Annotated in this window: 33 protein-coding genes and 2 pseudogenes; 32 read left to right on the top strand and 3 right to left on the bottom strand. The window is 43.0% G+C overall.

Going from position 1 to position 23294, the window contains the following annotated elements:
- Positions 1-29: 29 nt before the first annotated feature.
- From M1D59_RS10260 to M1D59_RS10285, 6 genes are all read left to right on the top strand, one after another.
- Positions 30-251: a hypothetical protein gene (locus tag M1D59_RS10260; protein WP_026579662.1), complete on the top strand. Its 222-nt coding sequence runs from the start codon at positions 30-32 to the stop codon at positions 249-251.
- A gap of 110 nt (positions 252-361) precedes the next feature.
- Positions 362-958: an SAM-dependent methyltransferase gene (locus M1D59_RS10265; RefSeq protein WP_101560914.1), complete on the top strand. Its 597-nt coding sequence runs from the start codon at positions 362-364 to the stop codon at positions 956-958.
- Between the two features lie 105 nt (positions 959-1063).
- Positions 1064-1546 carry a DUF4944 domain-containing protein gene (locus tag M1D59_RS10270; RefSeq protein WP_145929835.1) on the top strand — a complete coding sequence of 161 codons (483 nt, stop codon included), beginning with the start codon at positions 1064-1066 and terminating at the stop codon, positions 1544-1546.
- 33 nt (positions 1547-1579) lie between these two features.
- A complete protein-coding gene (locus tag M1D59_RS10275) occupies positions 1580-2152 on the top strand; it encodes a GNAT family N-acetyltransferase (protein ID WP_095290608.1) in 573 nt (190 codons plus the stop codon).
- 130 nt (positions 2153-2282) lie between these two features.
- Positions 2283-2759 (top strand): Rok-like winged helix domain-containing protein, encoded by a 477-nt coding sequence (locus tag M1D59_RS10280; protein WP_130569497.1) that lies wholly within the window; start codon positions 2283-2285, stop codon positions 2757-2759.
- 119 nt (positions 2760-2878) lie between these two features.
- On the top strand, positions 2879-3052 hold the full coding sequence (locus M1D59_RS10285) for a hypothetical protein (RefSeq protein ID WP_224067028.1): 174 nt from the start codon (positions 2879-2881) through the stop codon (positions 3050-3052).
- Positions 3053-3404: 352 nt separating this feature from the next.
- On the opposite strand, the gene M1D59_RS10290 is transcribed toward M1D59_RS10285, so the two are convergent.
- Complete coding sequence (locus M1D59_RS10290) at positions 3405-4025, bottom strand: hypothetical protein (RefSeq protein WP_026579659.1); 621 nt, start codon at positions 4023-4025, stop codon at positions 3405-3407.
- 560 nt (positions 4026-4585) lie between these two features.
- Here M1D59_RS10290 and M1D59_RS10295 point away from each other — a divergent pair.
- The 4 genes from M1D59_RS10295 (at position 4586) to speG (ending at position 6474) form a co-directional block, all read left to right on the top strand.
- Complete coding sequence (locus M1D59_RS10295) at positions 4586-5170, top strand: TetR family transcriptional regulator (RefSeq protein ID WP_020451571.1); 585 nt, start codon at positions 4586-4588, stop codon at positions 5168-5170.
- A gap of 80 nt (positions 5171-5250) precedes the next feature.
- Positions 5251-5583 (top strand): DMT family transporter, encoded by a 333-nt coding sequence (locus M1D59_RS10300; protein ID WP_020451572.1) that lies wholly within the window; start codon positions 5251-5253, stop codon positions 5581-5583.
- A gap of 2 nt (positions 5584-5585) precedes the next feature.
- Positions 5586-5903, top strand: a complete 318-nt coding sequence (locus M1D59_RS10305; protein WP_020451573.1) for a DMT family transporter — start codon at positions 5586-5588, stop codon at positions 5901-5903.
- Between the two features lie 28 nt (positions 5904-5931).
- Positions 5932-6474, top strand: coding sequence for a spermidine N1-acetyltransferase (gene speG / locus M1D59_RS10310; protein ID WP_020451574.1), 543 nt, complete (start codon positions 5932-5934; stop codon positions 6472-6474).
- Positions 6475-6510: 36 nt separating this feature from the next.
- Here speG and M1D59_RS10315 read toward each other — a convergent pair whose 3' ends face one another.
- Positions 6511-6837: a YxeA family protein gene (locus M1D59_RS10315; protein ID WP_206761302.1), complete on the bottom strand. Its 327-nt coding sequence runs from the start codon at positions 6835-6837 to the stop codon at positions 6511-6513.
- 209 nt (positions 6838-7046) lie between these two features.
- Here M1D59_RS10315 and M1D59_RS10320 point away from each other — a divergent pair, with 209 nt between their 5' ends.
- The 18 genes and pseudogenes from M1D59_RS10320 to M1D59_RS10405 all read left to right on the top strand — a co-directional run bounded on the left by M1D59_RS10320 (position 7047) and on the right by M1D59_RS10405 (position 18878).
- Complete coding sequence (locus M1D59_RS10320) at positions 7047-7487, top strand: hypothetical protein (RefSeq protein ID WP_026579657.1); 441 nt, start codon at positions 7047-7049, stop codon at positions 7485-7487.
- A 61-nt stretch (positions 7488-7548) separates the two neighbouring features.
- Complete coding sequence (resA, locus tag M1D59_RS10325; RefSeq protein WP_458118013.1) at positions 7549-8088, top strand: thiol-disulfide oxidoreductase ResA; 540 nt, start codon at positions 7549-7551, stop codon at positions 8086-8088.
- A 76-nt stretch (positions 8089-8164) separates the two neighbouring features.
- A pseudogene (locus M1D59_RS10330) lies at positions 8165-9029 on the top strand (manganese catalase family protein).
- Positions 9030-9111: 82 nt separating this feature from the next.
- Positions 9112-9912: a DUF2935 domain-containing protein gene (locus M1D59_RS10335; RefSeq protein WP_020451579.1), complete on the top strand. Its 801-nt coding sequence runs from the start codon at positions 9112-9114 to the stop codon at positions 9910-9912.
- Positions 9913-10043: 131 nt separating this feature from the next.
- The gene (locus tag M1D59_RS10340; RefSeq protein ID WP_458118014.1) at positions 10044-10199 is read left to right on the top strand and encodes a hypothetical protein; all 156 of its coding nucleotides are present in this window, start codon (positions 10044-10046) and stop codon (positions 10197-10199) included.
- Positions 10157-10504: a GNAT family N-acetyltransferase gene (locus M1D59_RS10345; protein WP_229129055.1), complete on the top strand. Its 348-nt coding sequence runs from the start codon at positions 10157-10159 to the stop codon at positions 10502-10504. Before M1D59_RS10340 ends, M1D59_RS10345 begins: the two co-directional genes overlap by 43 nt.
- Positions 10505-10520: 16 nt before the next feature.
- Positions 10521-10823 (top strand): hypothetical protein, encoded by a 303-nt coding sequence (locus tag M1D59_RS10350; protein ID WP_020451581.1) that lies wholly within the window; start codon positions 10521-10523, stop codon positions 10821-10823.
- A 323-nt stretch (positions 10824-11146) separates the two neighbouring features.
- Positions 11147-11752, top strand: coding sequence for a TetR/AcrR family transcriptional regulator (locus M1D59_RS10355; protein WP_020451582.1), 606 nt, complete (start codon positions 11147-11149; stop codon positions 11750-11752).
- Positions 11753-11991: 239 nt separating this feature from the next.
- Positions 11992-12447: a MarR family winged helix-turn-helix transcriptional regulator gene (locus tag M1D59_RS10360; RefSeq protein ID WP_020451583.1), complete on the top strand. Its 456-nt coding sequence runs from the start codon at positions 11992-11994 to the stop codon at positions 12445-12447.
- A gap of 129 nt (positions 12448-12576) precedes the next feature.
- Positions 12577-12715, top strand: a pseudogene (locus tag M1D59_RS10365) (nitroreductase family protein); the annotation flags it as partial.
- Between the two features lie 32 nt (positions 12716-12747).
- Entirely contained in the window at positions 12748-13686 is a 939-nt protein-coding gene (locus tag M1D59_RS10370; RefSeq protein ID WP_025809935.1) for a ring-cleaving dioxygenase, read from the top strand.
- A gap of 21 nt (positions 13687-13707) precedes the next feature.
- Positions 13708-14316 (top strand): flavin reductase family protein, encoded by a 609-nt coding sequence (locus M1D59_RS10375; protein ID WP_020451585.1) that lies wholly within the window; start codon positions 13708-13710, stop codon positions 14314-14316.
- Positions 14317-14517: 201 nt separating this feature from the next.
- Positions 14518-15132, top strand: coding sequence for an NAD(P)H:quinone oxidoreductase (gene wrbA, locus M1D59_RS10380; RefSeq protein WP_026579653.1), 615 nt, complete (start codon positions 14518-14520; stop codon positions 15130-15132).
- Between the two features lie 309 nt (positions 15133-15441).
- On the top strand, positions 15442-15582 hold the full coding sequence (locus tag M1D59_RS10385) for a hypothetical protein (protein WP_023857597.1): 141 nt from the start codon (positions 15442-15444) through the stop codon (positions 15580-15582).
- Positions 15575-16408, top strand: coding sequence for a prohibitin family protein (locus tag M1D59_RS10390; protein ID WP_020451587.1), 834 nt, complete (start codon positions 15575-15577; stop codon positions 16406-16408). Before M1D59_RS10385 ends, M1D59_RS10390 begins: the two co-directional genes overlap by 8 nt.
- Before the next feature lie 88 nt (positions 16409-16496).
- On the top strand, positions 16497-17258 hold the full coding sequence (locus M1D59_RS10395; RefSeq protein ID WP_025809940.1) for a hypothetical protein: 762 nt from the start codon (positions 16497-16499) through the stop codon (positions 17256-17258).
- 59 nt (positions 17259-17317) lie between these two features.
- On the top strand, positions 17318-18157 hold the full coding sequence (locus M1D59_RS10400) for a thymidylate synthase (protein ID WP_025809941.1): 840 nt from the start codon (positions 17318-17320) through the stop codon (positions 18155-18157).
- A 292-nt stretch (positions 18158-18449) separates the two neighbouring features.
- The gene (locus M1D59_RS10405) at positions 18450-18878 is read left to right on the top strand and encodes a NucA/NucB deoxyribonuclease domain-containing protein (RefSeq protein WP_025809943.1); all 429 of its coding nucleotides are present in this window, start codon (positions 18450-18452) and stop codon (positions 18876-18878) included.
- Positions 18879-19075: 197 nt separating this feature from the next.
- Here M1D59_RS10405 and lexA read toward each other — a convergent pair whose 3' ends face one another.
- The gene (gene lexA, locus M1D59_RS10410) at positions 19076-19699 is read right to left on the bottom strand and encodes a transcriptional repressor LexA (protein ID WP_020451591.1); all 624 of its coding nucleotides are present in this window, start codon (positions 19697-19699) and stop codon (positions 19076-19078) included.
- Between the two features lie 151 nt (positions 19700-19850).
- Between lexA and yneA the strand changes: the two genes are divergently transcribed.
- The 4 genes from yneA to tkt all read left to right on the top strand — a co-directional run bounded on the left by yneA (position 19851) and on the right by tkt (position 23294).
- Positions 19851-20162: a cell division suppressor protein YneA gene (gene yneA / locus M1D59_RS10415; protein WP_020451592.1), complete on the top strand. Its 312-nt coding sequence runs from the start codon at positions 19851-19853 to the stop codon at positions 20160-20162.
- 18 nt (positions 20163-20180) lie between these two features.
- Positions 20181-20828: a YneB family resolvase-like protein gene (locus M1D59_RS10420; RefSeq protein ID WP_161517393.1), complete on the top strand. Its 648-nt coding sequence runs from the start codon at positions 20181-20183 to the stop codon at positions 20826-20828.
- Between the two features lie 65 nt (positions 20829-20893).
- Positions 20894-21127 (top strand): DUF896 domain-containing protein, encoded by a 234-nt coding sequence (locus M1D59_RS10425; RefSeq protein WP_020451594.1) that lies wholly within the window; start codon positions 20894-20896, stop codon positions 21125-21127.
- Between the two features lie 163 nt (positions 21128-21290).
- Complete coding sequence (gene tkt / locus M1D59_RS10430; protein WP_458118015.1) at positions 21291-23294, top strand: transketolase; 2004 nt, start codon at positions 21291-21293, stop codon at positions 23292-23294.

Here is a 23294-nt window from a genome sequence, read left to right on the forward strand (position 1 = left end):
TTCAAAATGTGCGAATAGGAGGTTTTTTTATGTACTTTGTTTCCGGATTTGTTTCAATTTTGCTGGGTCTATTAACGCTGTTTTTCTTACAGGTGTTATCTGTTGCTTTTCCTCATTATATAATGGATGCAGATGGCAATAGTGAAGCTTCGGTTTATTTTCAATCATCTGTATTGTTTTATCCTGTTTTGCTTCTCATTTTAGGCGTCATCATGATTATTGTTCATTTGCGAACAAATGATAAGGGTTAATTCGAAGGAGAGTATCGAGTTTGACTGCGAAGCGAAAATGAGATGCATCATCTAAAAGAAACGGGTATATCATTGATATGAAAGCTTCTAAAAAAAGGAGAACAAAAACGATGAACTTTTGGCACGAGCGCTTTCAAGATGAGAACTATGTGTATGGAACGGAACCGAATGCGTTTTTGGCAGATTCGCAGAAAAAACTTCAATTGTCGGGTGATGCTTTAGCCATTGCAGAAGGCGAGGGGCGCAATGCGGTTTTTTTAGCAGAACAAGGGATGAACGTCACGTCATGGGATTATGCCGAGTCAGGGTTGGAGAAAACGAAAAAGCTTGCTGAAACCCGTCATGTATCGGTGAAGACGGAGCTTGTTGACTTAAATGAAGCGTCTTGGAATCAAGGGCATTGGGACGAGATTGTATGTATTTTTGGACATTTTCCAGAAGAGCTGCGCCGAAAAACACTTCTTGGAGTAAAAAAAGCCGTGAAGCCCGGGGGATTTTTCGTGACGGAAGTGTATTCGACGCACCAAATTCCTTACAAAAGCGGCGGGCCGCAGGATCCGGAGCTTTTATATACACCGGAAGAATTTTTACAAACCTTTTCAGATTGGCGTATTGTCCACTTTTTTATGGGGGAAGTCGTTCGTCATGAAGGGGCTTGGCACAACGGCCTGTCTCATGTCATTCAATTTATTGGTCAAAAGCGCTGAATACTCCGGGGAAATATGATTTTAAAAAGGTGCCGTTTATGGCGCCTTTTTTGCGTAACTTTTTTCACCGTCATCACTACTATTGTGATGAAAGCGGGGGAAATGATGAAAAACAAAAATGGACTCAAACGGCTGCTGATGATCAGCAGCGCATTTCTGCTTTTAATTGGCGGGGGATATGTCAGTGCAATGATCTTCGGAAAGAAAGTGGTGTATGAAGGAGAGGGGGAAAGCGGTCTGTGGCATGCTTCGATTGAGAAATCAGATAAAACGTCAATCGGGCCTAATTATTTTTTGAATTTGTATTGGGATGGCGCGAAAGAAGATGCGAAAAGAACGATTGTGAATACAATCACCTTATACATAGACGGCAAAAAGTATGATGATAGAGGAGAATACGATCTTTCTGAGTATACCGGAGAGGAAATGGATGACGGAGGCCATATGGAAGATCATATCGCGACTTTTGATTTTATGCCTGAAGAGGATGTCATCGGGCATGCGTTATCAGTCAAAGTGGAGTGGAAAACCGGAGATGAAGAGAACGCAGAAATAATGAAATTAACCAAGATTCCGTGGTATAAATGAAACGACAATCACTGAATAAGGAAGTGATTTAAAATGAATGAAATTGAGATCAGAAGGCCGCAAATTGACGACGTTGAAGAGCTGAATCAGTTTTTCAGAATCGTGGTCGAGGATACTTTTGCTAAAGAGGGGATATCCGATCTGCTTGATGATCAAGAAAGTGAAATTGAAAGTAAGAGGCAATACTTGAAAGCAGACTTAGACAGCAAAGGGAAGAGCCGGCACTTTTTTATCGCTTCAGATCAACGTCTGAATAAAATCATCGGTACAATCGAATATGGCCCTGCAAGCGAATTGATCGATATTTGTACGGATGGGGCTTTAAAGGATTTATATGAGGTAGGGACGGTATTTGTCCACCCGGATTATCAAAGACGCGGAATCGGGTCTTTGCTGTTCAACGTTATGTTTTTGACCTTTCTGAATCGGGGAGTGAAGGAATTTTGTTTGGACAGCGGTTATCCCGGTGCACAGAAAATATGGAAGAAGAAATTCGGCGAGCCTGACTATATGCTGAAGGATTATTGGGGGAAAGGATATGATCATATGATTTGGAGGAGACGGACGAAGGATATGCCGATTGATACAAGAACATCAATAACGTAATCATCCTTTATATTCCATATGCGTTTTAACGATAAAAAGAACTTTTCTTGAATTTATTTTTAAATAAATTGTTAAAGTTAAAAAAGTCCTATAAACTATAATGGAATCTTAATTTTAGGATGTGGGAGATATGTTCGACGAAAGAGAAGCGTTGCGTTTGAGACTTGAACAGCTAGGTGATGCGGAGATTCAGGTGATGCGGGAATTGCGGAAAGAACGACAAGACATTTATTCGAAGCTGCGTGAATTGGATCAGGAGAGTGATCCCGCAATTAACAAAAAATCTTCATTAATCGACTTGGCAAGCGCTGCAGCAGAGGAATTAAAACAATCCCAGATTGCCGTTGACAAACATCCACCCATCAAAACTCCATCTCATACTATTTTCCAATCAAAAACAACCATACAGCGTGAGGCTGCCTTAAACATTTTAAGCCGCTATGAAGAGGGCTTGAAAGGCATTAAGCTCAAAACTGAAATCGAGAAAGAAACCGGCTTTCCGATTAAAAACATGACAACATTTATGAAGAGCTTAATGAAACATCGCCCAGATATTAAAAAACCTGCCCGCGGCCATTATATTTTGCAAAAAGAAAAAGACCTTTGAGGTTTTCGTCATAATTCTAGATTCATATATGTCATAAATCAGAGCGGAATCTTTAAAAATTGAAACCAAACAGCACTTATATCGTATCGTTAGCTAAAATCAATGTAAGGGTGTTTTACATGTTGGATAAAAAGAAATACTTCATGATTATGGTACCGGCTTTAATTTTAGCGTTTTTATTTCAATTTTTTGTTCCCTCAGAGCAAGGGTACTTGGGGATTGTGTTTATTTTAGCAGGCGGGGTGATTTATTATCTTTGGGCGCATATAGAAAAGGACAAACAGAAAGATTGAGCGCATCCTTTGATTTGCGAATCCACTAAAAAAACGTCTATATAGACGTTTTTTTGTTATTGATATCCATTGTTAGCCAACCTGCTGAGCGGCAACCGACTGAGCCGGTAAACAAATGCTCAAGCAGCCGTTTCTCCCAGATTTTATCGATCTTTTAACTTTAAGGCGTAAGCTTTGAACTGTTAAGAGCTTTGATACTTAAGCTGTAAACGCTGAACGTTGAGCTTTGAGCTTTTATCTCAATGTTGGCACAGCGTCTCTTTGGCTGTGCAGATGAAATAAAAGGAGGGAGTCACCTTTCCCTCGGAAGGTGTTTAGTTTTATCGGTTTTCGGTTGGCTAACAATCGGCCGTTAATCGATTTTGATTTTGGTGAGTGTATTGCTCTCGGACAATGCAAAGTCAACTTCCATTTCAAAGTCCTCGATCTTTTTTGACAAGGAATCGATCTTCTCTTTTAGATTCAGCGGATCGATGATTTTTGCTTCATTTTCAGCGAGGAAAGATTTGACGATTTCCTGGTTTTCAGCCGCTTTTACTTTGCCGTCTTTTCCGAAAAGAGTCTCCAGATGTTTGTCTAGTCTTTCTGTTACTTTTTGATTGACGCTCTCGGCCTCGTCGACTAAATCAGCGTACACTTCTTTCAGCTTATCCAAAAGCTGAATGTCGTAGCTGATGGAGGTTTTTCTTTCGATGGCTTCAGCCACAGTCATCTTGACTCCGGCCACTTCGATTTTGGTCGTCGCGTTGGATACAACAATGGCAGACTTAATGGCATTTCGCCTTTTGATTAAGGCTTCAATTGATTGATAATCGGCTTTCGCCCTAGTTTCCAAGTCTTCGGTTGTCCGAAATCCGTTCGGCAGTTTCTTTCCGATCATCAAGCCTCCGAATGTGCTCTCATTTACGGCCCGCTTGATTCTTTTATCCAACATTTTGAGTTCGCTTAGTGCTCTGGTGATCGTAAGTTCCATTCTATAGCTCCTTCGTCGTTTATATATTTAAAAAAGCTCTTTATTTACTCATTAGAGTGATGATTATATCATATTGATTTTCCAAGTGTTATATTTTGTGTGGATATTTTCATATAGGATAATAGTCCAAAAAGATTCATAGAAAGCTGTAGGAGGTCTAATCGATTGTTCGATTTCATGATCACTATGCATTGCATTTCTCTTTAAAATGAACAGGGAGATCAACAAAAAAACTTTTAGCAAAAGAAAATTTTTGCTGAGAACTTTTCCTAATTCCTAATGTTTGTCTTTGCTCCGTTTCACTGCAAAACATATTGCGAGGACGGCTGCGATAAGAGAGGCAGCTCCGCATGCCAGCTTGATCAGCGGTTTCAACAATATCAACTCCATCTGTTTTCGGTATATGTGTAAAGTATAAAAGGGATTCATATCCAAAGCCAGCTTATGCTTAGGATTTTAAAGAAAGTTTAAGGAAATAAGTCCTGCGCCGCCCGGTTGACAATGAAAAGCCGCTCCACTAAAATGAATGATAGTCATTCATTTTTAGGGAGGTCTGCAACATGCCAAAGCAAACGTCCGGGAAATATGAAAAGATTTTGCAGGCGGCCATTGAAGTCATTTCTGAAAAGGGGCTGGATAAGGCGTCGATTTCAGATATCGTGAAAAAAGCAGGCACTGCGCAGGGCACTTTTTATCTTTATTTCTCATCCAAAAATGCGCTGATTCCAGCGATCGCGGAAAATCTTCTGACACATTCTTTGGACCATATTAAGAGCAAGGTCGACGGAACCATGTCTTTCTGGACCGCCTTGGACATCATGATTGATGAGACGTTCAACATGACGGAACTTCATCAGGATATTATCGTTCTTTGCTACTCAGGTCTTGCCTTTGACCATTCGATGGAAAAATGGGAGGCGATCTATCAGCCTTATTATTCCTGGCTTGAAGGACTTATTGAAAAAGCAGTTGAGAAAAACGAGGTCATTCCGGACATCAATGTGCGCTGGACGGCCAGAACGATTATCAACTTTGTCGAAAACACAGCGGAACGTTATTACATCGGGGCGGAAAAAGACGAAGAGCTCAGTGTGTTCAAAAAAGAAATATTTACTTTTCTAAAGAGAAGCATAGGAACCAAGTGAAAAATGACCGGCTGCAGCTGTTCATTTTTTATCGGCCTAAAAATGACTGACGTTCATTCACAACAGGAAGGGTGTTATCATTGAGTTGGCTCCTCGTCATTATTGCGGGTTTTTTGGAAGTGGTTTGGGCCTCAGGTCTTAAACATGCGGATTCCTTCGCCGATTGGCTGATGATCTTTGTACTGATCGCGGCAAGTTTTCTCATGCTGATACGATCTTACAGGAACATTCCGATGGCGTCGGCTTATACCGTATTTGTCGGAATCGGAACGGCCGGCACATATGTGACGGGTGTTTTTATGGGCGAACCCTTTTCAGGAGGGCAAATATTTTTTTTGATCGTGCTGTTGGGAGGCATTATTGGCATGAAAATGTTTACAAAAGAGAACAATACCCAGTCAGGGGGTGATTGATCATGCCGTGGTTATTTTTGGTGATTTCTGGAATCGAAGAGGTCATTGCCGCCATCGCTATGAAATATGTAGACGGCACAAGAAAAAAATGGCCGATTATTGTCATGGTATTGGGGTTTGCTTTGTCTTTTTTCTGCCTTTCGAAAGCCATGCAGGCACTTTCAGCCGGTGTTGCCTATGCCGTTTGGACCGGGATCGGCAGCATCGGCATTACGGCAGTCAGCTTATTTTGGTTTAAGGAGCGGATTCGCGCTCCGCAGCTCATCTCACTTGGCTTTATTATAATCGGGGTGATCGGCCTGCGCCTTACATCATCTTAAATTTTAATTTATATTGGAGGTTGCTGATATGTTCAATCAGCTTAAATTGCGTCCGCTCGAAAGAGAAGACCTTCCGTTTGTCCACCGTCTTAACAACGATGCGAAGATTATGTCGTATTGGTTTGAAGAACCGTATGAGACTTTTGTTGAGCTGCAGGATTTGTTTGACAAACACATTCATGACCAAAGCGAACGGCGCTTTATCATAGAGAAAGAGACTGAGATGATCGGATTGGTTGAGCTGGTCGAAATTGATTATATTCACAGAAGGGCGGAGTTTCAAATCATCATTGATCCAGAGCATCAAGGGAACGGGTATTCGTCAAGCGCAACGTATTTGGCGATGAACTACGCGTTTTCCGTTTTGAATTTGCACAAATTGTATTTGATCGTCGACGAAGATAATGCAAAAGCGATTCACTTGTATAAAAAGGCAGGGTTCACAATCGAGAGCGAGCTGCAGGATGAGTTTTTCGTTGACGGCTATTATCGTAACGCTATTAGAATGTGCATTTTTCAGGATGAATTTTTATCACTTAAAAAAAGCAAAAAGGAAGGCATGCAAGGATAAACAAAAGAGATGGCGCCGCCATCTCCCGCATGTTTTTTAATTTTTCACACCTAATCGATCTTTGGCTTTGTTGGGAATATCGTCTTTTTCAACCTCTTCCCACGATTTCACGCCTTTATTTTCAGAATAGAAAAGCCGTAAAAACGCGCCTGTACGAAGGTTTTTATCAGCTGTGAATTCCATTGTTTTTTCTTGACCGTCCTCATCAAAACCGGCCAGTTCATATTTGAAGACGGAGTATTCCTCGCCGTCGTCAAACTTCGACGTGTCTTCCTTCCCGTTTCCGGTAATGTGAACATAATATTCGTCTGTTCCCACACGGTTTAAGTTACATCCGCTTAATAATGCGGTAAATATGATCATCAGGCTGATCCATACGATATGCTTTTTCACAATTTCACCTCATTTATCATTCTAAGATTTATTGTCTGATAAAAAAATCGAATAACGTGACATGAACATTACACTTTTGTAAGGGATCGTTCGGCACACTCATCTTGAAACGGGAGATTAAATTTCAATATCCTTTTTATTCAATAAAGTTTATAATATGGAAAAAGGGAGGGGCGCCAATGAAAAAAATTTTATTTTTGATGTTGTTTTCAATCATGATGGCCTGCAGTTTTCATATTCACCCTGCTGATGCCGCGGTTACAAAAGATGAGAAAAAGACGACCATGACAATGAGTGAAGATCAAGTGGGATTTTTTATGGCGGACAGCACCAATGTAAATTACTACCCGACATGGCTGTATTATAAGTTTACGATTTTTAATGCAGAAGGCTGTACACTCAACATCAAGCTGCAGAGAATCACGTTAACAGGACATGCGATCACTTTAAGCGAGAAAGAATTTACTGGAAATCATCTTCATTTAAGTGCTGCAGATAAAGTGAGCGGGACGCCGCACCGCAATCATTTCCTGGATATCACAAAAGTGTCAGGCTGCGGAGATGTTGGAATTACAGGCTTTTACGGCTTTGAGCATGAAATGCCGGACTACTCATCATAAAGAAAGCCCAGCAGAGGAGAGTCCTTTTTTCATATTAGGGCTAACATATCGGGAGAAAAAAATGAAAAAACAAACGCTGCTTTTATTGAGAGGCGCCATCCTCTTGCTCCTATGTTGTGCGGCTAGTTTTGCTCTTTATCAGCATATTGCCGGAGGCCGGAATGAACAGGCAGGCACTGCCCTTCATCAGCAGGCATTACATTTTAAATTATCGACTTTAGAGGGCGGTGACATCGAACTGAAAAAATTACGGGGAAAGGCGGTACTTGTTAACTTTTGGGGGACTTTTTGTACACCGTGCAAAGAGGAGATGCCGGTCATGCAAAAAGCTTATGACCGTTTTAAAGGAGACGGTTTTGAAATCATCGCTGTCAATGTGCGTGAATCGAAAGGTGCAGTAAAGAGCTTTGTCGACCGCCATGGCTTAACTTTTCCGGTCGCTTTGGATCAATCGGCTGAAGTTTACCGTTCTTGGGAAATTTATTATTTGCCTACAAGTATATTCATTAATCGGGAAGGAAGACCAGAGCGGATGTATGTCGGAGGAATGTCTGAGCGGCAAGTTGATATGTGGATTGAAGACCTTCTTAGCGGTTCATAGAAACTCATTTAAAAGGGATAGACAAACACCTATTGTTCTTATCGTTCATAAGGTAGCTCAGGAGAGGAGCGATCTTATGTTTTTTCATATTAAAGAACTGCAGTATCATGCAAAGCCTGAAAAACCCGATCCATTATTTGCGAAAAAGCTGCAGGAAATACTGGGAGGACAGTTCGGGGAAATATCAGTAGCTCTGCAATATCTTTTTCAAGGCTGGAGTGTCAGAGGAAACGGCAAGTACAAAGATCTGCTGATGGATACAGGAGCTGAAGAGCTCGCCCATATCGAGATGCTGGCGACGATGATTGCAAGGCTTTTGGACGGTGCGCCGGTCGGCGATCTTGAAAAAGCTGCAAAAGATCCGGTGCTCGGTGCCATTCTCGGAGGGATGAATCCGCAGCATGCCATCGTATCAGGATTAGGGGCGATGCCGGCCGACAGTGTGGGAAACCGCTGGACTGCCGATTATATTATTGCAAGCGGAAATTTGCTTGCCGACTTTCGGGCAAATTTAAACGCGGAATCACAGGGACGCCTGCAGGCGGTCCGCCTTTATGAAGAGACGACGGACCGCGGTGTCAAAGATATGCTGTCCTGGCTGATTGCAAGGGATACGATGCATCAAAACCAGTGGCTTGCAGCCATTAAAGAACTGGAAGCGAAAGAAAATGTCGTCGTCCCAAGCACGTTTCCGCGCCATCTGGAAAAAAGGGAAGTCTCCCATGTATTATTTAATTTTTCAAGAGGCAACGAGAGCGCTACAGGCAGATGGGCGAAGGGACCGAGCATGGATGGGGAAGGCGTTTTTCAGTATGTTGAACATCCTCAGCCCCTTGCGAAAAAAACCGGTGCTAAAACCTGCGCCTGCATATATTCATGATACGCCGCCATCGGTTATTCAACATCCCCGGGATGACATACTGCCTCCGAATCTTTATTGATCAGCTTCTATTTGCATGATCATATTTCGGGCTTGCAGCGAATAGCCATAGTGAAGAATGGTATTTAAAGGGAGGCGCAAGCTTGAAAACTTATAAGGAGACGGCCGTTTTTGAACATAAATTTTGGCTTCAGGTTTTGGGTGATCATGCGCGTTTTATTTTGGATTCTTTGGCTGAAAGGGAAAAAGAAGATATTCAAAAGGCGAAGCAGTTCAAGCAGACGTTTGATGTTTTGCTGAAAAAAGTGAATGCTTCGCCTGATTTGTATTCATTAACGCTTGAAGCTGAAGAATATGCCCTTCAATTCAGGAAATTTAAACTCTCCATCATTAAAAGGCACCTGACAGGCGATATTAAAATTCACCTTCCTCCGACTTTTATCAACCATATGGTAAATGAACTGGAGGAGTACTTGCTTGTGCTAAAATACTTAAAAAAACGGGAAGTGCCGCCTGTTTTCCACGAGTTGCACCACCATATGCTGTGGCTGATGGATGCCGCCGGACATGCTGGAGCAATTGCCGATGACCTGGATGCGGTGGAAAAACGGTTGAAAGAGAAGAGCAGGGAGTTTGTCAAACACTTTGAACAGTTCTATATTAAATCCGTTGAATTGACGGGGTATCTCAGAGCGAATGTTGAATCTTTTCCCGCTCTCAGAAGGATGAATAAAGACGTGAAGCTTGAGATTGAGCTGTTTCGTACCTTTTTGAAAGAAGTGGAGGAGCTGGAGCTTACAGATCAGATGCTCGGTACGTTCTCCGCGCTGATGGCAGACCACATGATGAGGGAAGAATGCTATTATTTAATGAAAATCGCCGAATCGACAAATACGCAAAAACCTGCGTGCGACCCTGCGAAACCGAGGCTGCTTGAAAAGTAATGCCGGCGGTTTTGCTATTTTTTTTGATGAAGCCGCGAATCGATCTTGGCACCTGCGGTTTGCATAGCCTTTTTCATGCGATTATAATTCAGAATATATAGATAATCTAAAAACTGTTTGGAGGGCCTTTCTTGCATGTCAGAAAATTAACAGCTTTAGATGCAGAAAACTATCTGAAGCTTTGTGAAACGATCGATAACGAAAGCTTCAGGCACAACGTCAAATCAAACAGATCCAATCCGGCGTGTGTGAAGTTTTTGTTTGTGCGGCTGATGACGGAAGCTTAGTCGGATATGTTGCAGCAGTCAGAGGACAGGTTCAGAGAACACGCCACCGTGCCCATATCATCATCGGCATACGCCAAACATATATTGGACAAGGTATTGGAGTAAAGCTGTTTCAGGCATTGGAAAAATGGGCCTGTGAAGAAAAGCTTCACAGACTTGAGCTGACTGTCATGACCCATCATACAGCCGCCGTGCGTTTATACAAAAAAATGGGTTTTATCATTGAAGGCACTAAAAAGCACGCTTTGAAAGTAAAAGGACAATATGTTGATGAATATGTCATGTCCAAATTAATCAACGAATAGCAAATGGAGGTTTCAAATGAAAGACGGGTGCCATCAGGCCATCGCGGCTGTCAGCTACTACAAAACAGAACGGACGATTGATTTTAACCGGCAAACCTATACAAAAAAGCATAATCAAATGTACCTGTACAACGATAAAATTTTAACTGCAAGCCGCCAGTATCGCCTTGAGCACGTCCACGATGTATCATACAGACCTTTTTCCGAGGCCGGTTTGCTTTACCTCCATACGAACCAGGGGGTATTTGCTTATGAAGTGGATGCGGACCCCGGGTATTTCATAGAGGCTTTTAAAAAACAGAAAAATCCAATTAAATAAATTACAATATATATGAAGTTTTTAGCAGTAAATGCTAGAATGAATGTTGGGAATTTTGCAAGGAAAGGAACATACGGCTACCGGCCTGTTAGGGCGATTGACCTTGTTGACTTACCGGGCTAATGTCACTTGGCGGTGTTTATATGTCACTGCTATGCTTGATGAAAGAACGTCCGCTTAGGCTGCAAGTGTATGTTTGAGCAAAAGATTTTAAGCGTCTTTTTCCAATTTTCTTTAACATAACGAGTCCTTGACGTTCCCAGTATATCTCAATACATAGATGGTTAACTTAATTAGAGAAGTAGAGAGGACAGGACAGCTTAATGAAAAAGAAGACACAGAATACGGTTCAAAAGATCGTAGAAGCCGGATATCATCTGTTCGCCCAAAATGGATATTCGGCAACCTCTGTAGATGAAATTATGAAAGAAGCCGGATTTTCTAAAGCTACGTTTTATTTGTATTTCAAGTCAAAGGAGATGCTGTTTCTCCATATTATGAATGAGCAAATGGAAGATCGCTTTCAAACCAGCATGAATTGTTTTCGAAAAAAGACGCTGAGGGGATTGCTCGCAGGGATTGAACACTTGATTCAAACATCAAATAAAGAGCATTCGACAGCTTTGTTTTTGGAATTTATGGCAAATAGTCATAGATATCCTGAGATTCAAAGAAAAGTAGCCCTTCTGTATGAGCAGTGGAGAGAGTTTTTTGTCGAACTGATCGAGCAGCTTCAGGAAGAAGGCATCGTTCAAAAACAGCTCAATCCGAAGGTGATGGCCACCACGCTGATTGCAATCTTTAACGGATACAACCATCAACACCACGCGGATCCCTCGATTAATAAACAGGAACAGCTTCAGTCGATTATTTTCTTGCTGAATCCGAAGCTGCATCTCCAGATAAAAGACAAACTATTTCATGTATGACAAGACTTCTGAAACAGCCGGCGCTGCCGACCTTGAGTCGGCGGTTTTTTGTGTTAGATCCGAATCCTGCTTGGTCAATGGTACGCCCAAATCAACTGCACCCGTTTAACAATTCTGTCTCATCGGTTTTAACTCGTAATAATAATAACCCGTTTTAAACCCGTTTTAAAAAGTTGACAACAGCAAATCGTTATTATACAATTATCTCGAATTCGAGATAATTAAAAAGGATGAATACCGTGGGCAGTCAGGAAATGGAGAGATACGAAGAGGAGTTGTCTTTAAAGGCATTTATTGTGTTGTCTCGTGCACTGCAATCGATTAAAAAGCGTGTGGAAGAGGATATTAAATGTTTAGGACTAAACCCAACTGAGTTTGCTGTTCTAGAATTAGTCTATAGTAAAGGCGATCAGCCGATCCAAAAAATAGGCGAAAAAGTATTAATCGCAAGCAGCAGCATTACCTATGTTGTAGATAAGTTGGAGAAGAAAAAGTTAATAGAGAGAAGGCCTTGTCCTAAAGATCGCCGTATAACATACGCTGCTTTAACGAATGAAGGAACTGCACTGATGAACAATCTTTTTCCAAAACATAAAACAGCTATGAAAGGCATTTTCGGCGGCTTAGACATAAAAGAAAAAGAAGTTCTAATTGAAAAGTTAAAAAAACTTGGCTTCCATGCCCAAAGCATGTAAATTTTTTTATGATAATATCTCGAATTCGAAATATATGAATTCATGATAATGAGAAATAAATATTGAACTGGGTATTCTATTTCTGAACATGAGCTTCATGACATAACAAGATCCTGGGCTCATCTAAAGGTTAAAGAGGTGTTGAATATAAGTGAACAATATGAAGTTGTCATGATGATCACCCTCGGGAAGGAAAAAATAAAAAGCAGAAAAACCACGGGGATTTAGAAAACCTGTAAATGAATTTGTAACGTATTTCTCATCATAAAGCTATGTTTCATGAAAGAGGAGTGAAGTGGAATGAAAAAGAAAACAAGCGGAATCCATCACATTACAGCGATTGTCGGCCATCCGCAAGAGAACGTGGATTTTTACGCTGGCGTTCTTGGTTTACGTTTAGTGAAAAAAACCGTTAATTTTGATGATCCGGGAACATACCACCTCTATTTTGGCAATGAAGGCGGGAAACCGGGAACGATTATTACATTCTTTCCTTGGGCAGGTGCCCGTCGAGGAGTCATTGGAGATGGTCAAGTGGGAGTGACTTCTTACGTCGTTCCTAAAGGTGCAATGGCTTTTTGGGAAAATAGATTAGCAAAATTCAATGTGCCTTATACAAAAATGAACCGTTTTGGAGAGGAATACTTGGAGTTCGATGATCCTCATGGTCTTCATCTGGAAATTGTCGAAAGAGAACAAGGGGAAAAGAACAGCTGGAAAGTAGGGGAAATAACACCGGACAATGCAATCAAAGGATTTGGCGGAGCAACACTGTTATCCAAACAACCCGAAAAAACGGCTGAATTATTAGAAAAGGTCATGGGACTTGAAAAAGTTGGAGAAGAAGGAGATTTTGTACGTTTTCGTTCTGCTGGTGACATAGGAAATATAATTGATTTGAAATTAACAACTATAGGAAGCGGACAAATGGGGACGGGTACAGTTCACCATATTGCCTGGAGAGCCATTGATGACAATGATCAATTGGAATGGCAAAAATATGTTGCGGAAAACGGATACCGTGTTACACCTGTGCAAGACAGAAATTATTTTAACGCGATTTATTTCAGAGAACACGGGGAAATCTTATTTGAAATTGCAACAGATCCACCAGGATTCGCCCATGATGAATCGTATGAAACAATGGGAGAACAGTTAATGCTGCCGGCCCAGTATGAACACTACAGAGAGCAGTTAGAAAGAAGATTAATTCCTGTAACAGTGAAGGCGCTGGATTAATTTTTGTAAGGAAGTGATTCGATGCTGTCCATTGATCCCAATACAAAAACAGAAAGAGAGAACTACAAGTTTTTAATCGGGAGTATTATACCGAGACCGGTTGCATTTGTTACAAGTTTATCAGAAGAGGGCGTCTTAAACGGAGCTCCTTTTAGCTACTTTAATATTGTATCTTCAAATCCTCCGATGATCTCCCTTTCTATTCAACGTTTTGAAGGGAGCCAAAAGGATACAGCGAGAAACATTTTGAACAGCAAAGAATTTGTGGTCCATATCGTTGATGAACAAAATGTTGAAAAAATGAATTTAACGGCCGCCAGCCTACCACCAAGTCAAAGTGAAGTTCAGTTAGCGGAGTTAACCCCCGTTGAAAGTATGAAAGTCTCGGTGCCGGGCGTGATAGAAGCAAAAGTGCGTATGGAATGTGTTCTGGAGTATTCATTAGAGTTGGGAGATAAGCACTCTGACGGATGCGATTTTATGATAGGCAGAGTCGTTCAATATCATATCGAAAGCGGCATCTATGAAAATGGAAAAATCGATCCAAGAGGCCTCGGCGCCATCAGTCGTTTAGCCGGGCATGATTACGCAAAGATTGGCGAAATCTTCACCAGAAAAAGACCGAAGTAATATAACCATCCATAATATCTTGAAGTTGAGATTCATTAAATTGAAATGTTTTAAGTTTATTCTAGCAAGGAATAATAATGGCAGCGAAACACTTCAAGGGGGTGGTTCTTAAAAGGTTTGCCGAAAAGAAAACAAAAAAGCAGGTGTTAAAACATGGGATTTTTAGACAAACTATTTAGAAAATCAAAGGAGCTGGATCATATGTCAAATGTAAAATTAGCTGTAGTTTTTTATAGTATGGGCGGAACAAACTATCAATTAGCCAAATGGGCTGCAGAAGGTGCAGAAGAAGCAGGTGCTGAGGTCAAAGTTTTAAAAGTACAAGAATTGGCTCCGCAATCAGCCATTGAGGGAAATGAAGTGTGGAAATCCACTGTTGATGCAACAAAGGACATTCCAGTCGTATCCTCAGAAGATATAGAGTGGGCAGATGCTATTATATTCAGTACACCAACACGCTTTGGCAATATGGCATCCCAAATGAAACAGTTTCTTGATACACAAGGCGGACTTTGGGCAAACGGAAAGACAGTAAATAAGGTTGTAAGCGCAATGTCCTCCGCTCAAAATCCACATGGTGGTCAAGAAGCAACAATCTTGTCCTTATATACTTCAATGATGCACTGGGGAGCTATTATTGCTTCTCCGGGATACACTGATCCTGTCCTCTTCGGGGCTGGCGGAAATCCATATGGAACGAGTGTTACAGTCGATCAAAACGGGAAGATGATTGAAGACGTGGAAGCTGCAGTGAAACATCAAGCTAAACGCACAGTGACAGTAGCTGAATGGGTTAAAAAGGGCAATCAACAATAATTGAATTTAATATTTTTAAAAGAGCCAATCATTTGGCTCTTTTTTTAGTATGTGCCCAGCTGATAGTTGGTTCGGCATGCCGCTTCGTCTTCATTTGACTGCGAACACACCATGATATACGCGGCATAAAGAGTAAGATATCCGACATATCCTTTAACGATGCCATTGATTTCGCAATTGCAATGATAAAATTTTTTCTATTACATTTTAAAAAAATGAAACTTTAAGTTCATATGAACGTAAACATAAGTGAAATGATTTTATTTAGTCATACGATCAATCAACAAATGCAAAAGAGGTGAAACAAAAGTGAAAGTCATGATTGGTTCGATCATATTGCTATCCATTATAGGGTTTGGCGTATGGCTTATGTTAAGCCCGCTTTTTAAAAAAGTCGGAAGCGGGGCGAGCAAAATAAAGAAAACGCTGGAGGATGACAAAGATGAATGAAAAACAACCAAAGAAGAATAAAAACAAAACGCTGCTCGGCGGAATCATTGTCGCTGTTGCTTTAATTATCGGAGGATTCACAGCTTCCTTGTTCATCGAGAAAATTCCGAACGGATATGTCGGCGTCGTTTATTCCCCGAATGGCGGGGTGAAATCGGAAACGCTTGATCAAGGCTGGCATTTAGTCGGACTGTTTGACAAAGTCACAAGATATCCGGTGCGGATGCAGACTGTAAACAATCAGGATATTCAAGTGGCTACTTCTGACGGCAAAAACATCTCAATGGACATCGCCTACAACTATGTCGTTCAGCCTGATAAAGTCGTAGAATTGTTTAATAAATTCGGAGCGGTCGATATTGAATCAATCGAAAACAGCTACTTGAAAACAAGGCTGTGGGACGCTGCAAGAAAGTCGATTTCCAAATACTCCGTCATTGATACATACGGACAAAAATCATCTGATGCCGCCGCAGAAATCCAAAAAACATTTGCAGATGATATGAAGGGGCTCGGCTTTGTCATTGACGATTTAACACTCGGTGTGCCAAAGCCTGATAAAGCGACCCAGGAAGCGATTGACGCGCGCGTGAAGTCTTCGCAGGAACTGGAAAGAACGCAGACAGAGCTGAAGATCGCCGAAGCGGAAGCGAAAAAGAAAAAGATCGAAGCCCAAGGTATTGCCGAGTATAATGAAATTATTAAAAAATCGATGTCAGATGAAATGATCAAGTATCAATGGATCCAAAAATGGGACGGAAAAATGCCTAAAGCGACAGGATCGAATTCCCTGATCCAGATTCCGACTGATGAGAAAGGAAAATAAAACGAAAAAATCCCTTGCTAAGGGATTTTTTTCGTCTCGGTCGCCCGTATATAATAGTGTTAACAATCGCTTCTGGACAGGGGGGAAGATGATGTTTGCTCCGGATGCCATTCTCCGTACGTGGAGAAGATTCGACGCTTTTCCGATGGAAACGCTGACAAAGGCATGGTTTTATCATCAGGGAGGGGATCAGAAACAGCGGAACGTCTCAATGATGAAGGAACACCACCAAGAGTACGGCATTGCCGGCAATTGCTTTGACCTTTCGATTTGGCTGCTGGACGAGTTTACAAAAGACGGAGTGGAAGCTTTTCCGATCGGCCGTTCGTTCAAAACAGAACGCGCGCATGCCGCAGTCATCGCGCTTGATGAAAGAGGACGGCGCTTTTTATGTGATCTGGGAGATCAATGGCTGCAGCCGATTCTGATCGACTGCGAATGTGAAGATTATACCAGTGAAAAGCTGGACGGTTTTTTCCCGGCAGCACAAATTCAAGTCAAGCCGACAACCGGCGGAGTTAAGGTACTTTACCATCGGCCGAACGGAAAGGTGTCAACTCAAGTCTACTCTACAGAGCCTGTTGACATGTCCGTTTTTTGGGAGGCAGCTGAATGCTCGCAAGCGGCATTGAAGCCTGCGCCATTACTGGAATGCAGAATTCCGTTTCAACATGAAATCGCGCATTGGGAATTCAGCGGCTGGGACATATATCTTAGCACGAGCAAAGGATTATACAGAGAAGCGAAGCCGGACACAATCGAAGGCTGGACTGAGAAAATCCATGATGTCACCGGATACGATAAAAATGTTATCAAGAAAGCGTTGGAGATTTATCAAACCCGCGCATGATCTTAAATCTTGAAAAAAACTCATTTTATACATATCATGTGGAAAGAGGAGAGGATAAGATGAGCCATTATGACCAGCAATACAATGCAATCATTCAAAAAATTATTGAATCAGGGATCTCCGATGAAGAATATCAGGTCCGGACGAAGTGGGATTCAGACGGAACGCCGGCTCATACGCTGAGCATCATGAGCGAAAAAATGCGGTTTGACAATTCGGAAGTGCCGATTTTGACGACGAAGAAGGTGGCGTGGAAAACGGCCATCAAAGAGCTGCTTTGGATCTGGCAGCTGAAATCCAATGATGTCCAAGTTCTGAACGATATGGGGGTTCGTATTTGGGATCAATGGCGGCTTGAAGACGGCACAATCGGAGCAGCCTACGGCTATCAATTAGCGAAGAAAAACAGAACGGTTAACGGGCAGAAAGCCGATCAAGTGGATTATTTGCTCCATCAGTTAAAGCATAATCCGTCTTCACGCAGGCATTTGACCATGCTGTGGAATCCCGATGACTTGGACGGCATGGCTTTGACGCCCTGCGTCTATGAGACGCAATGGTATGTGAAAGAAGGAAAGCTCTCTTTGGAAGTAAGAGCGAGAAGCAATGACATGGCGCTTGGCAACCCGTTCAATGTGTTCCAATATAACGTCTTGCAGCGCATGATCGCCCAAGTCCTCGGTTATGAGCTGGGCGAATACATCTTCAATATCGGCGACTGTCACATCTATACCCGTCACATCGATAATTTAAACATTCAGATGAAACGCGAGCAATATGAAGCGCCGAAGCTGTGGATCAACCCGGACATCAAAAACTTTTATGACTTTACAATCGATGATTTTAAATTAATTGACTATAAGCACGGCGACAAGCTGACATTTGAAGTTGCCGTATAAACAGGCGGATTTTCCGCCTGTTTTTTTGTTGTGTGAATGAATCATTTTTAAAAAATACAACGATGAAAAAATTTGCTATCCGGCAGCCGCATGTTTCCTGACGGCAGCCGTGTATACGTTTAGAGCGGACGCAAAAAGTACATGCAGTTTTTCACGGGTATGACCCGAGTATTTAACTTACGTTTATTTACACAATCTAAACGTCTTTTTCACAAAGAGCCCGAAAAGCAAAAACAATTCTCTCTTAATCTGTTAGTGACACCAGCATATACAAGAGGAGGTTGTTTTTGTCATGATCAAAAAATGGGCGATTCATCTGCTGTTTTCCGCATTGGTGCTGCTTGGGCTTTCGGGAGGGGCTGCATATTCTCCTCAGCATGCCGAAGGCGTTGCAAGGTATGATGACGTATTGTATTTTCCGGCATCGCGCTATCCTGAAACCGGTGCTCATATAAGCGATGCGATCAAAGCGGGCCATTCAGATGTCTGCACAATTGAAAGATCTGGAGCGGATAAGCGCCGTCAGGAATCATTAAAGGGGATTCCGACTAAGCCGGGCTTTGACCGTGACGAATGGCCGATGGCCATGTGTGAAGAAGGGGGAAAAGGAGCGTCGGTCAGATATGTCAGCTCATCGGATAACCGCGGAGCCGGCTCCTGGGTCGGGAACAGGCTGAGCGGTTACGCTGACGGGACGAGAATTTTGTTTATCGTTCGATAATAGGGAGACAACGAAAAATGTTTCCTCTAGGAAACATTTTTGTTGACAGGAAAACTCGTTTGGGGGATAATGGTAATGTAAGCATATGATCAATCCCTCTGTTTCAGGCTCGCATCCTTCATTTCCGTATGGATGTGAGCCTGTTTTTTCGTGTAAAAAAAACCGCCGACCGGCGGTTTTGCTGATGAGTCCGTTTTTTAATGAACCGTGCGGAATACGCCAATGACTTTTCCGAGAATCGTCACATTCTGGAGGATGATCGGTTCCATCGTCGGGTTTTCCGGCTGAAGGCGGATATGGGTTTCTTCCTTGAAAAACCGCTTAACAGTCGCTTCGTCGTCTTCGGTCATCGCAACGACGATATCTCCGTTGTTTGCGGTGTTCTGCTGTTTGACTATCACATAATCCTGATCAAGAATTCCGGCATCGATCATGCTTTCGCCCATGATCTCCAGCATAAAGACATGCTCATCCGGCGGCGCCAGGCGGTCTGGAAGTGGAAAGTATTCCTCAATGTTTTCGACTGCGGTAATCGGCGTACCGGCCGTCACCTTTCCGATGACCGGGACATTGACAACCTGGTTTTTCGGAATGTGAATTTCTTCCTCTGTATCGAGAATTTCGATCGCTCTCGGCTTCGTCGGATCCCTTCTGATCAATCCCTTCGTTTCAAGCCTTGCCAAGTGGCCGTGGACCGTTGAACTTGACGCCAGGCCGACCGCTTCTCCGATCTCCCTGACGGAAGGCGGATAGCCTTTGCGTTTCACTTCTTCTTTAATGAAACGCAAAATATCAAGTTGTCTTTTTGATAGCTTCGTCATTTTTTGCACCTCAAAACGTCGATTTTAGCTAGATTATAGCATGTTTTTCCTTTGAGTACAAACATAGGTTCGAAAAAAACGATTGACAGAAACATTTGTTCGTATGTATACTGAAATCATAAAACCGAACAAACATTCTGGGGTGATGGATATGAAAAGAGAATCATTGATTTTTGTCAGTCTGTTTACTGCTGTGATCAGCTGCTGTATTCTGTTTGTGTCTTTTGCCGGTAAAATCGAAGAAAGAAAGCAATATGTTAAAATAGAAGTGCAGGAAGGCGATACATTGTGGGAGCTGGCCGACCGGATCAAAGGCGGAAAACCCGCTGACAAACAAAAATTCATCGAATGGGTCGCCGATAAAAACAATCTGCCGACATCCGTTATTAAACCGGGCGATGTTTTGGTCCTGCCGGTAGCCAAACAGCACTCCGATCAATATCAGCTTGCAGTTGTAGAATAAATGATTGAGGGGATTTCCATGAATGCGATTATTTACACCAGGGTAAGCACTGCGAAGGAGCAGCAGGAAACCTCATTAAAACGGCAGGCTGAAGAGCTCCAGTCGCTTGCCGCTGAGCACGGGATGAACGTCGTGAACGTCATTTCCGAACAGGCGAGCGGATATGAGATGGACCGCGACGGCGTCTTCGATCTGCTCGAGGAAATCAAAACATCAGACATTGACGCGGTTTTAATACAGGATGATACGCGGCTTGGAAGAGGGAATGCCAAAATTGCCCTTCTTCACTGTTTATATAAAGAAGGCGTTCAAATCTACACGCTGGCTCACCGGGGAAAGCTTGAGCTTTCCGAAGCGGATTCGATGGTTTTGGAGATTGTCGGCGTTGTCGAAGAATACCAGCGGAAAATACATAACCTGAAGATTAAGCGGGGAATGAAGAAGGCGGTCGAAAACGGCTACCGCCCGGAGAGGAATCTGAAACACCGCAATGAAGGCGGCGGGAGAGAGCGGATCGAAGCGCCTCTTTCAGAAATCGTCAGGCTCAGGGAGAACAAGCTGACGTTTGCGGAGATTGCAGCCGTGTTGAGAGGGTTCGGATACAGCATTTCAAAAGCAACCGTTCACCGTCGCTACCAGGAGTATAAGGACGGCCTTGCAGACTAATCTGTTGTCAAACGAAAGCGGATTTAGTAGTATGATGGATATATACCGAATCAAAGGAGTATCTTATGATTTCTAATGAAAAAATAGCCAGAATTAACGAGCTTGCCAAAAAAGCAAAGAGCGGATCTTTAACAGACGAAGAAAAAGCAGAACAGCAGAAGCTTCGCCAGGAATATCTTCAAGGCGTCCGCGCGTCTATGAAAAACACGTTGAAAACTGTGACGATTGTTGATCCTGAAGGTAATGATGTGACGCCTGAAAAGCTCAAACAGGAAAAAAGAAACCGCCGATTGCATTAATTTGGGGAATACGCCGATATCGTATTCCCTTTTTGTATATACTACAATTTAAAATGAAGGCAAAGATTCGTCATTTTTCACTGCTTTTGAGCTGAAATGGTTGTGAAAACCGATGGGTAGATTTATGATAAGAAAGTAGAGTCCATACAGGAAGGGGATCATAATGAAAACGATTGAATTAAAATCTGTCGCAACAATACGAACACTCTCCATAGACGCGATTGAAAAAGCTAAATCCGGTCACCCCGGCATGCCGATGGGGACTGCTCCGATGGCTTATGCGCTTTGGACAAAAATGATGAATGTCAGCCCTGAAAATCCGAATTGGTTTAACAGGGACCGTTTTGTGCTGTCCGCCGGACACGGATCAATGCTTCTGTACAGCATGCTTCACTTAAGCGGATATGACGTTTCAATTGAAGACCTCAAGAATTTCCGCCAATGGGGAAGCAAAACGCCTGGACATCCGGAATTCGGACATACTCCGGGTGTAGATGCGACGACAGGCCCGCTTGGCCAAGGAATCGGAATGGCTGTCGGAATGGCGCTTGCTGAACGTCACCTTGCGGAAACTTACAACCGTGACGACTATCGCGTCGTTGATCATTATACATACAGCATTTGCGGTGACGGAGACTTGATGGAGGGAATTTCATCGGAAGCGGCTTCGCTTGCGGGACATTTGAAACTCGGCCGTCTCATCGTGCTTTATGATTCAAATGACATTTCGCTTGACGGTGAATTAAACCGCTCATTCTCTGAAAATGTGAAGCGGCGTTTTGAAGCGATGAATTGGGAAGTGCTTTATGTTGAAGACGGCAATAACATTGCCGAGATTACGGCGGCCGTCGAAAAAGCGAAACAAAATGAAAAGCAGCCGACATTAATTGAAGTGAAAACAACGATCGGTTTCGGCTCTCCAAACCGCGCGGGAACATCCGGCGTTCACGGTGCTCCGCTTGGCTCAGAAGAGGCGAAATTAACGAAGGAAGCGTATGAGTGGACATACGAAGAAGATTTTCATGTCCCTTCTGAAGTGTACGAACACTTTAACGAAACAGTGAAAGAAGCGGGCAAGAAAAAAGAGGCGGAATGGAACGAGCTGTTCTCCGCATACAAGAAAGCCCACCCGGAACTTGCCGAAGAGCTTGAACTTGCGATGAAGGGCGAGCTTCCTGAAGGTTGGGATCAGAAAGTACCTGCGTATGAGAAAGGAAGCAGCCTTGCTTCGCGTGCATCCTCAGGGGAAGTATTAAACGGAATCGCACAACAAGTGCCGTTCTTCTTTGGCGGATCCGCTGACTTGGCCGGCTCCAACAAAACGACAATCAAAAACGGCGGAGATTTTTCAGCGAGAGATTACGCCGGCAGAAATATCTGGTTCGGTGTACGTGAATTTGCGATGGGAGCAGCTTTGAACGGAATGGCTCTCCACGGTGGCCTTCGCGTATTCGGCGGAACGTTCTTCGTTTTCTCCGACTATCTGAGACCTGCGATCCGTCTTGCTGCATTAATGGGGCTTCCTGTCACATATGTGTTTACACATGACAGCATTGCCGTCGGAGAAGACGGACCGACTCATGAGCCGATTGAACAGTTGGCATCACTTCGTGCGCTGCCGAACTTGTCCGTCATCAGACCTGCAGACGGAAATGAAACAGCAGCAGCCTGGAAACTGGCGCTTCAATCAAAAAGTCAGCCGACTGCGCTTGTGTTGACACGTCAAAACTTGCCGACAATCGATCAGTCTCCTGAAGCAGCTTATGAAGGCGTTGAAAAAGGTGGATATGTCGTTTCGAAAAGCCAAAACGAAAAACCGCAAGCGATCTTGCTTGCGAGCGGATCTGAAGTTGGCCTTGCGCTTGACGCACAAAGCGAGCTGAAAAAAGAAGGCATTGACGTATCCGTTGTCAGCGTTCCGTCTTGGGATCGTTTCGACAAGCAGCCGGCCGAATATAAAAACGCTGTTCTTCCAACTGATGTGACAAAGCGTCTCGCAATTGAAATGGGATCACCGCTCGGATGGGAGAGATATACCGGCACTGACGGGGACATTCTCGGAATCGACCATTTCGGTGCTTCAGCTCCCGGCGAAACGATCATGAAAGAATACGGTTTTACGCCTGCGAATGTAGTTGACCGGGTGAAAAAACTGTTAAATCGCTAA

The organism is Bacillus sp. PK6-026 (genome assembly GCF_054161455.1).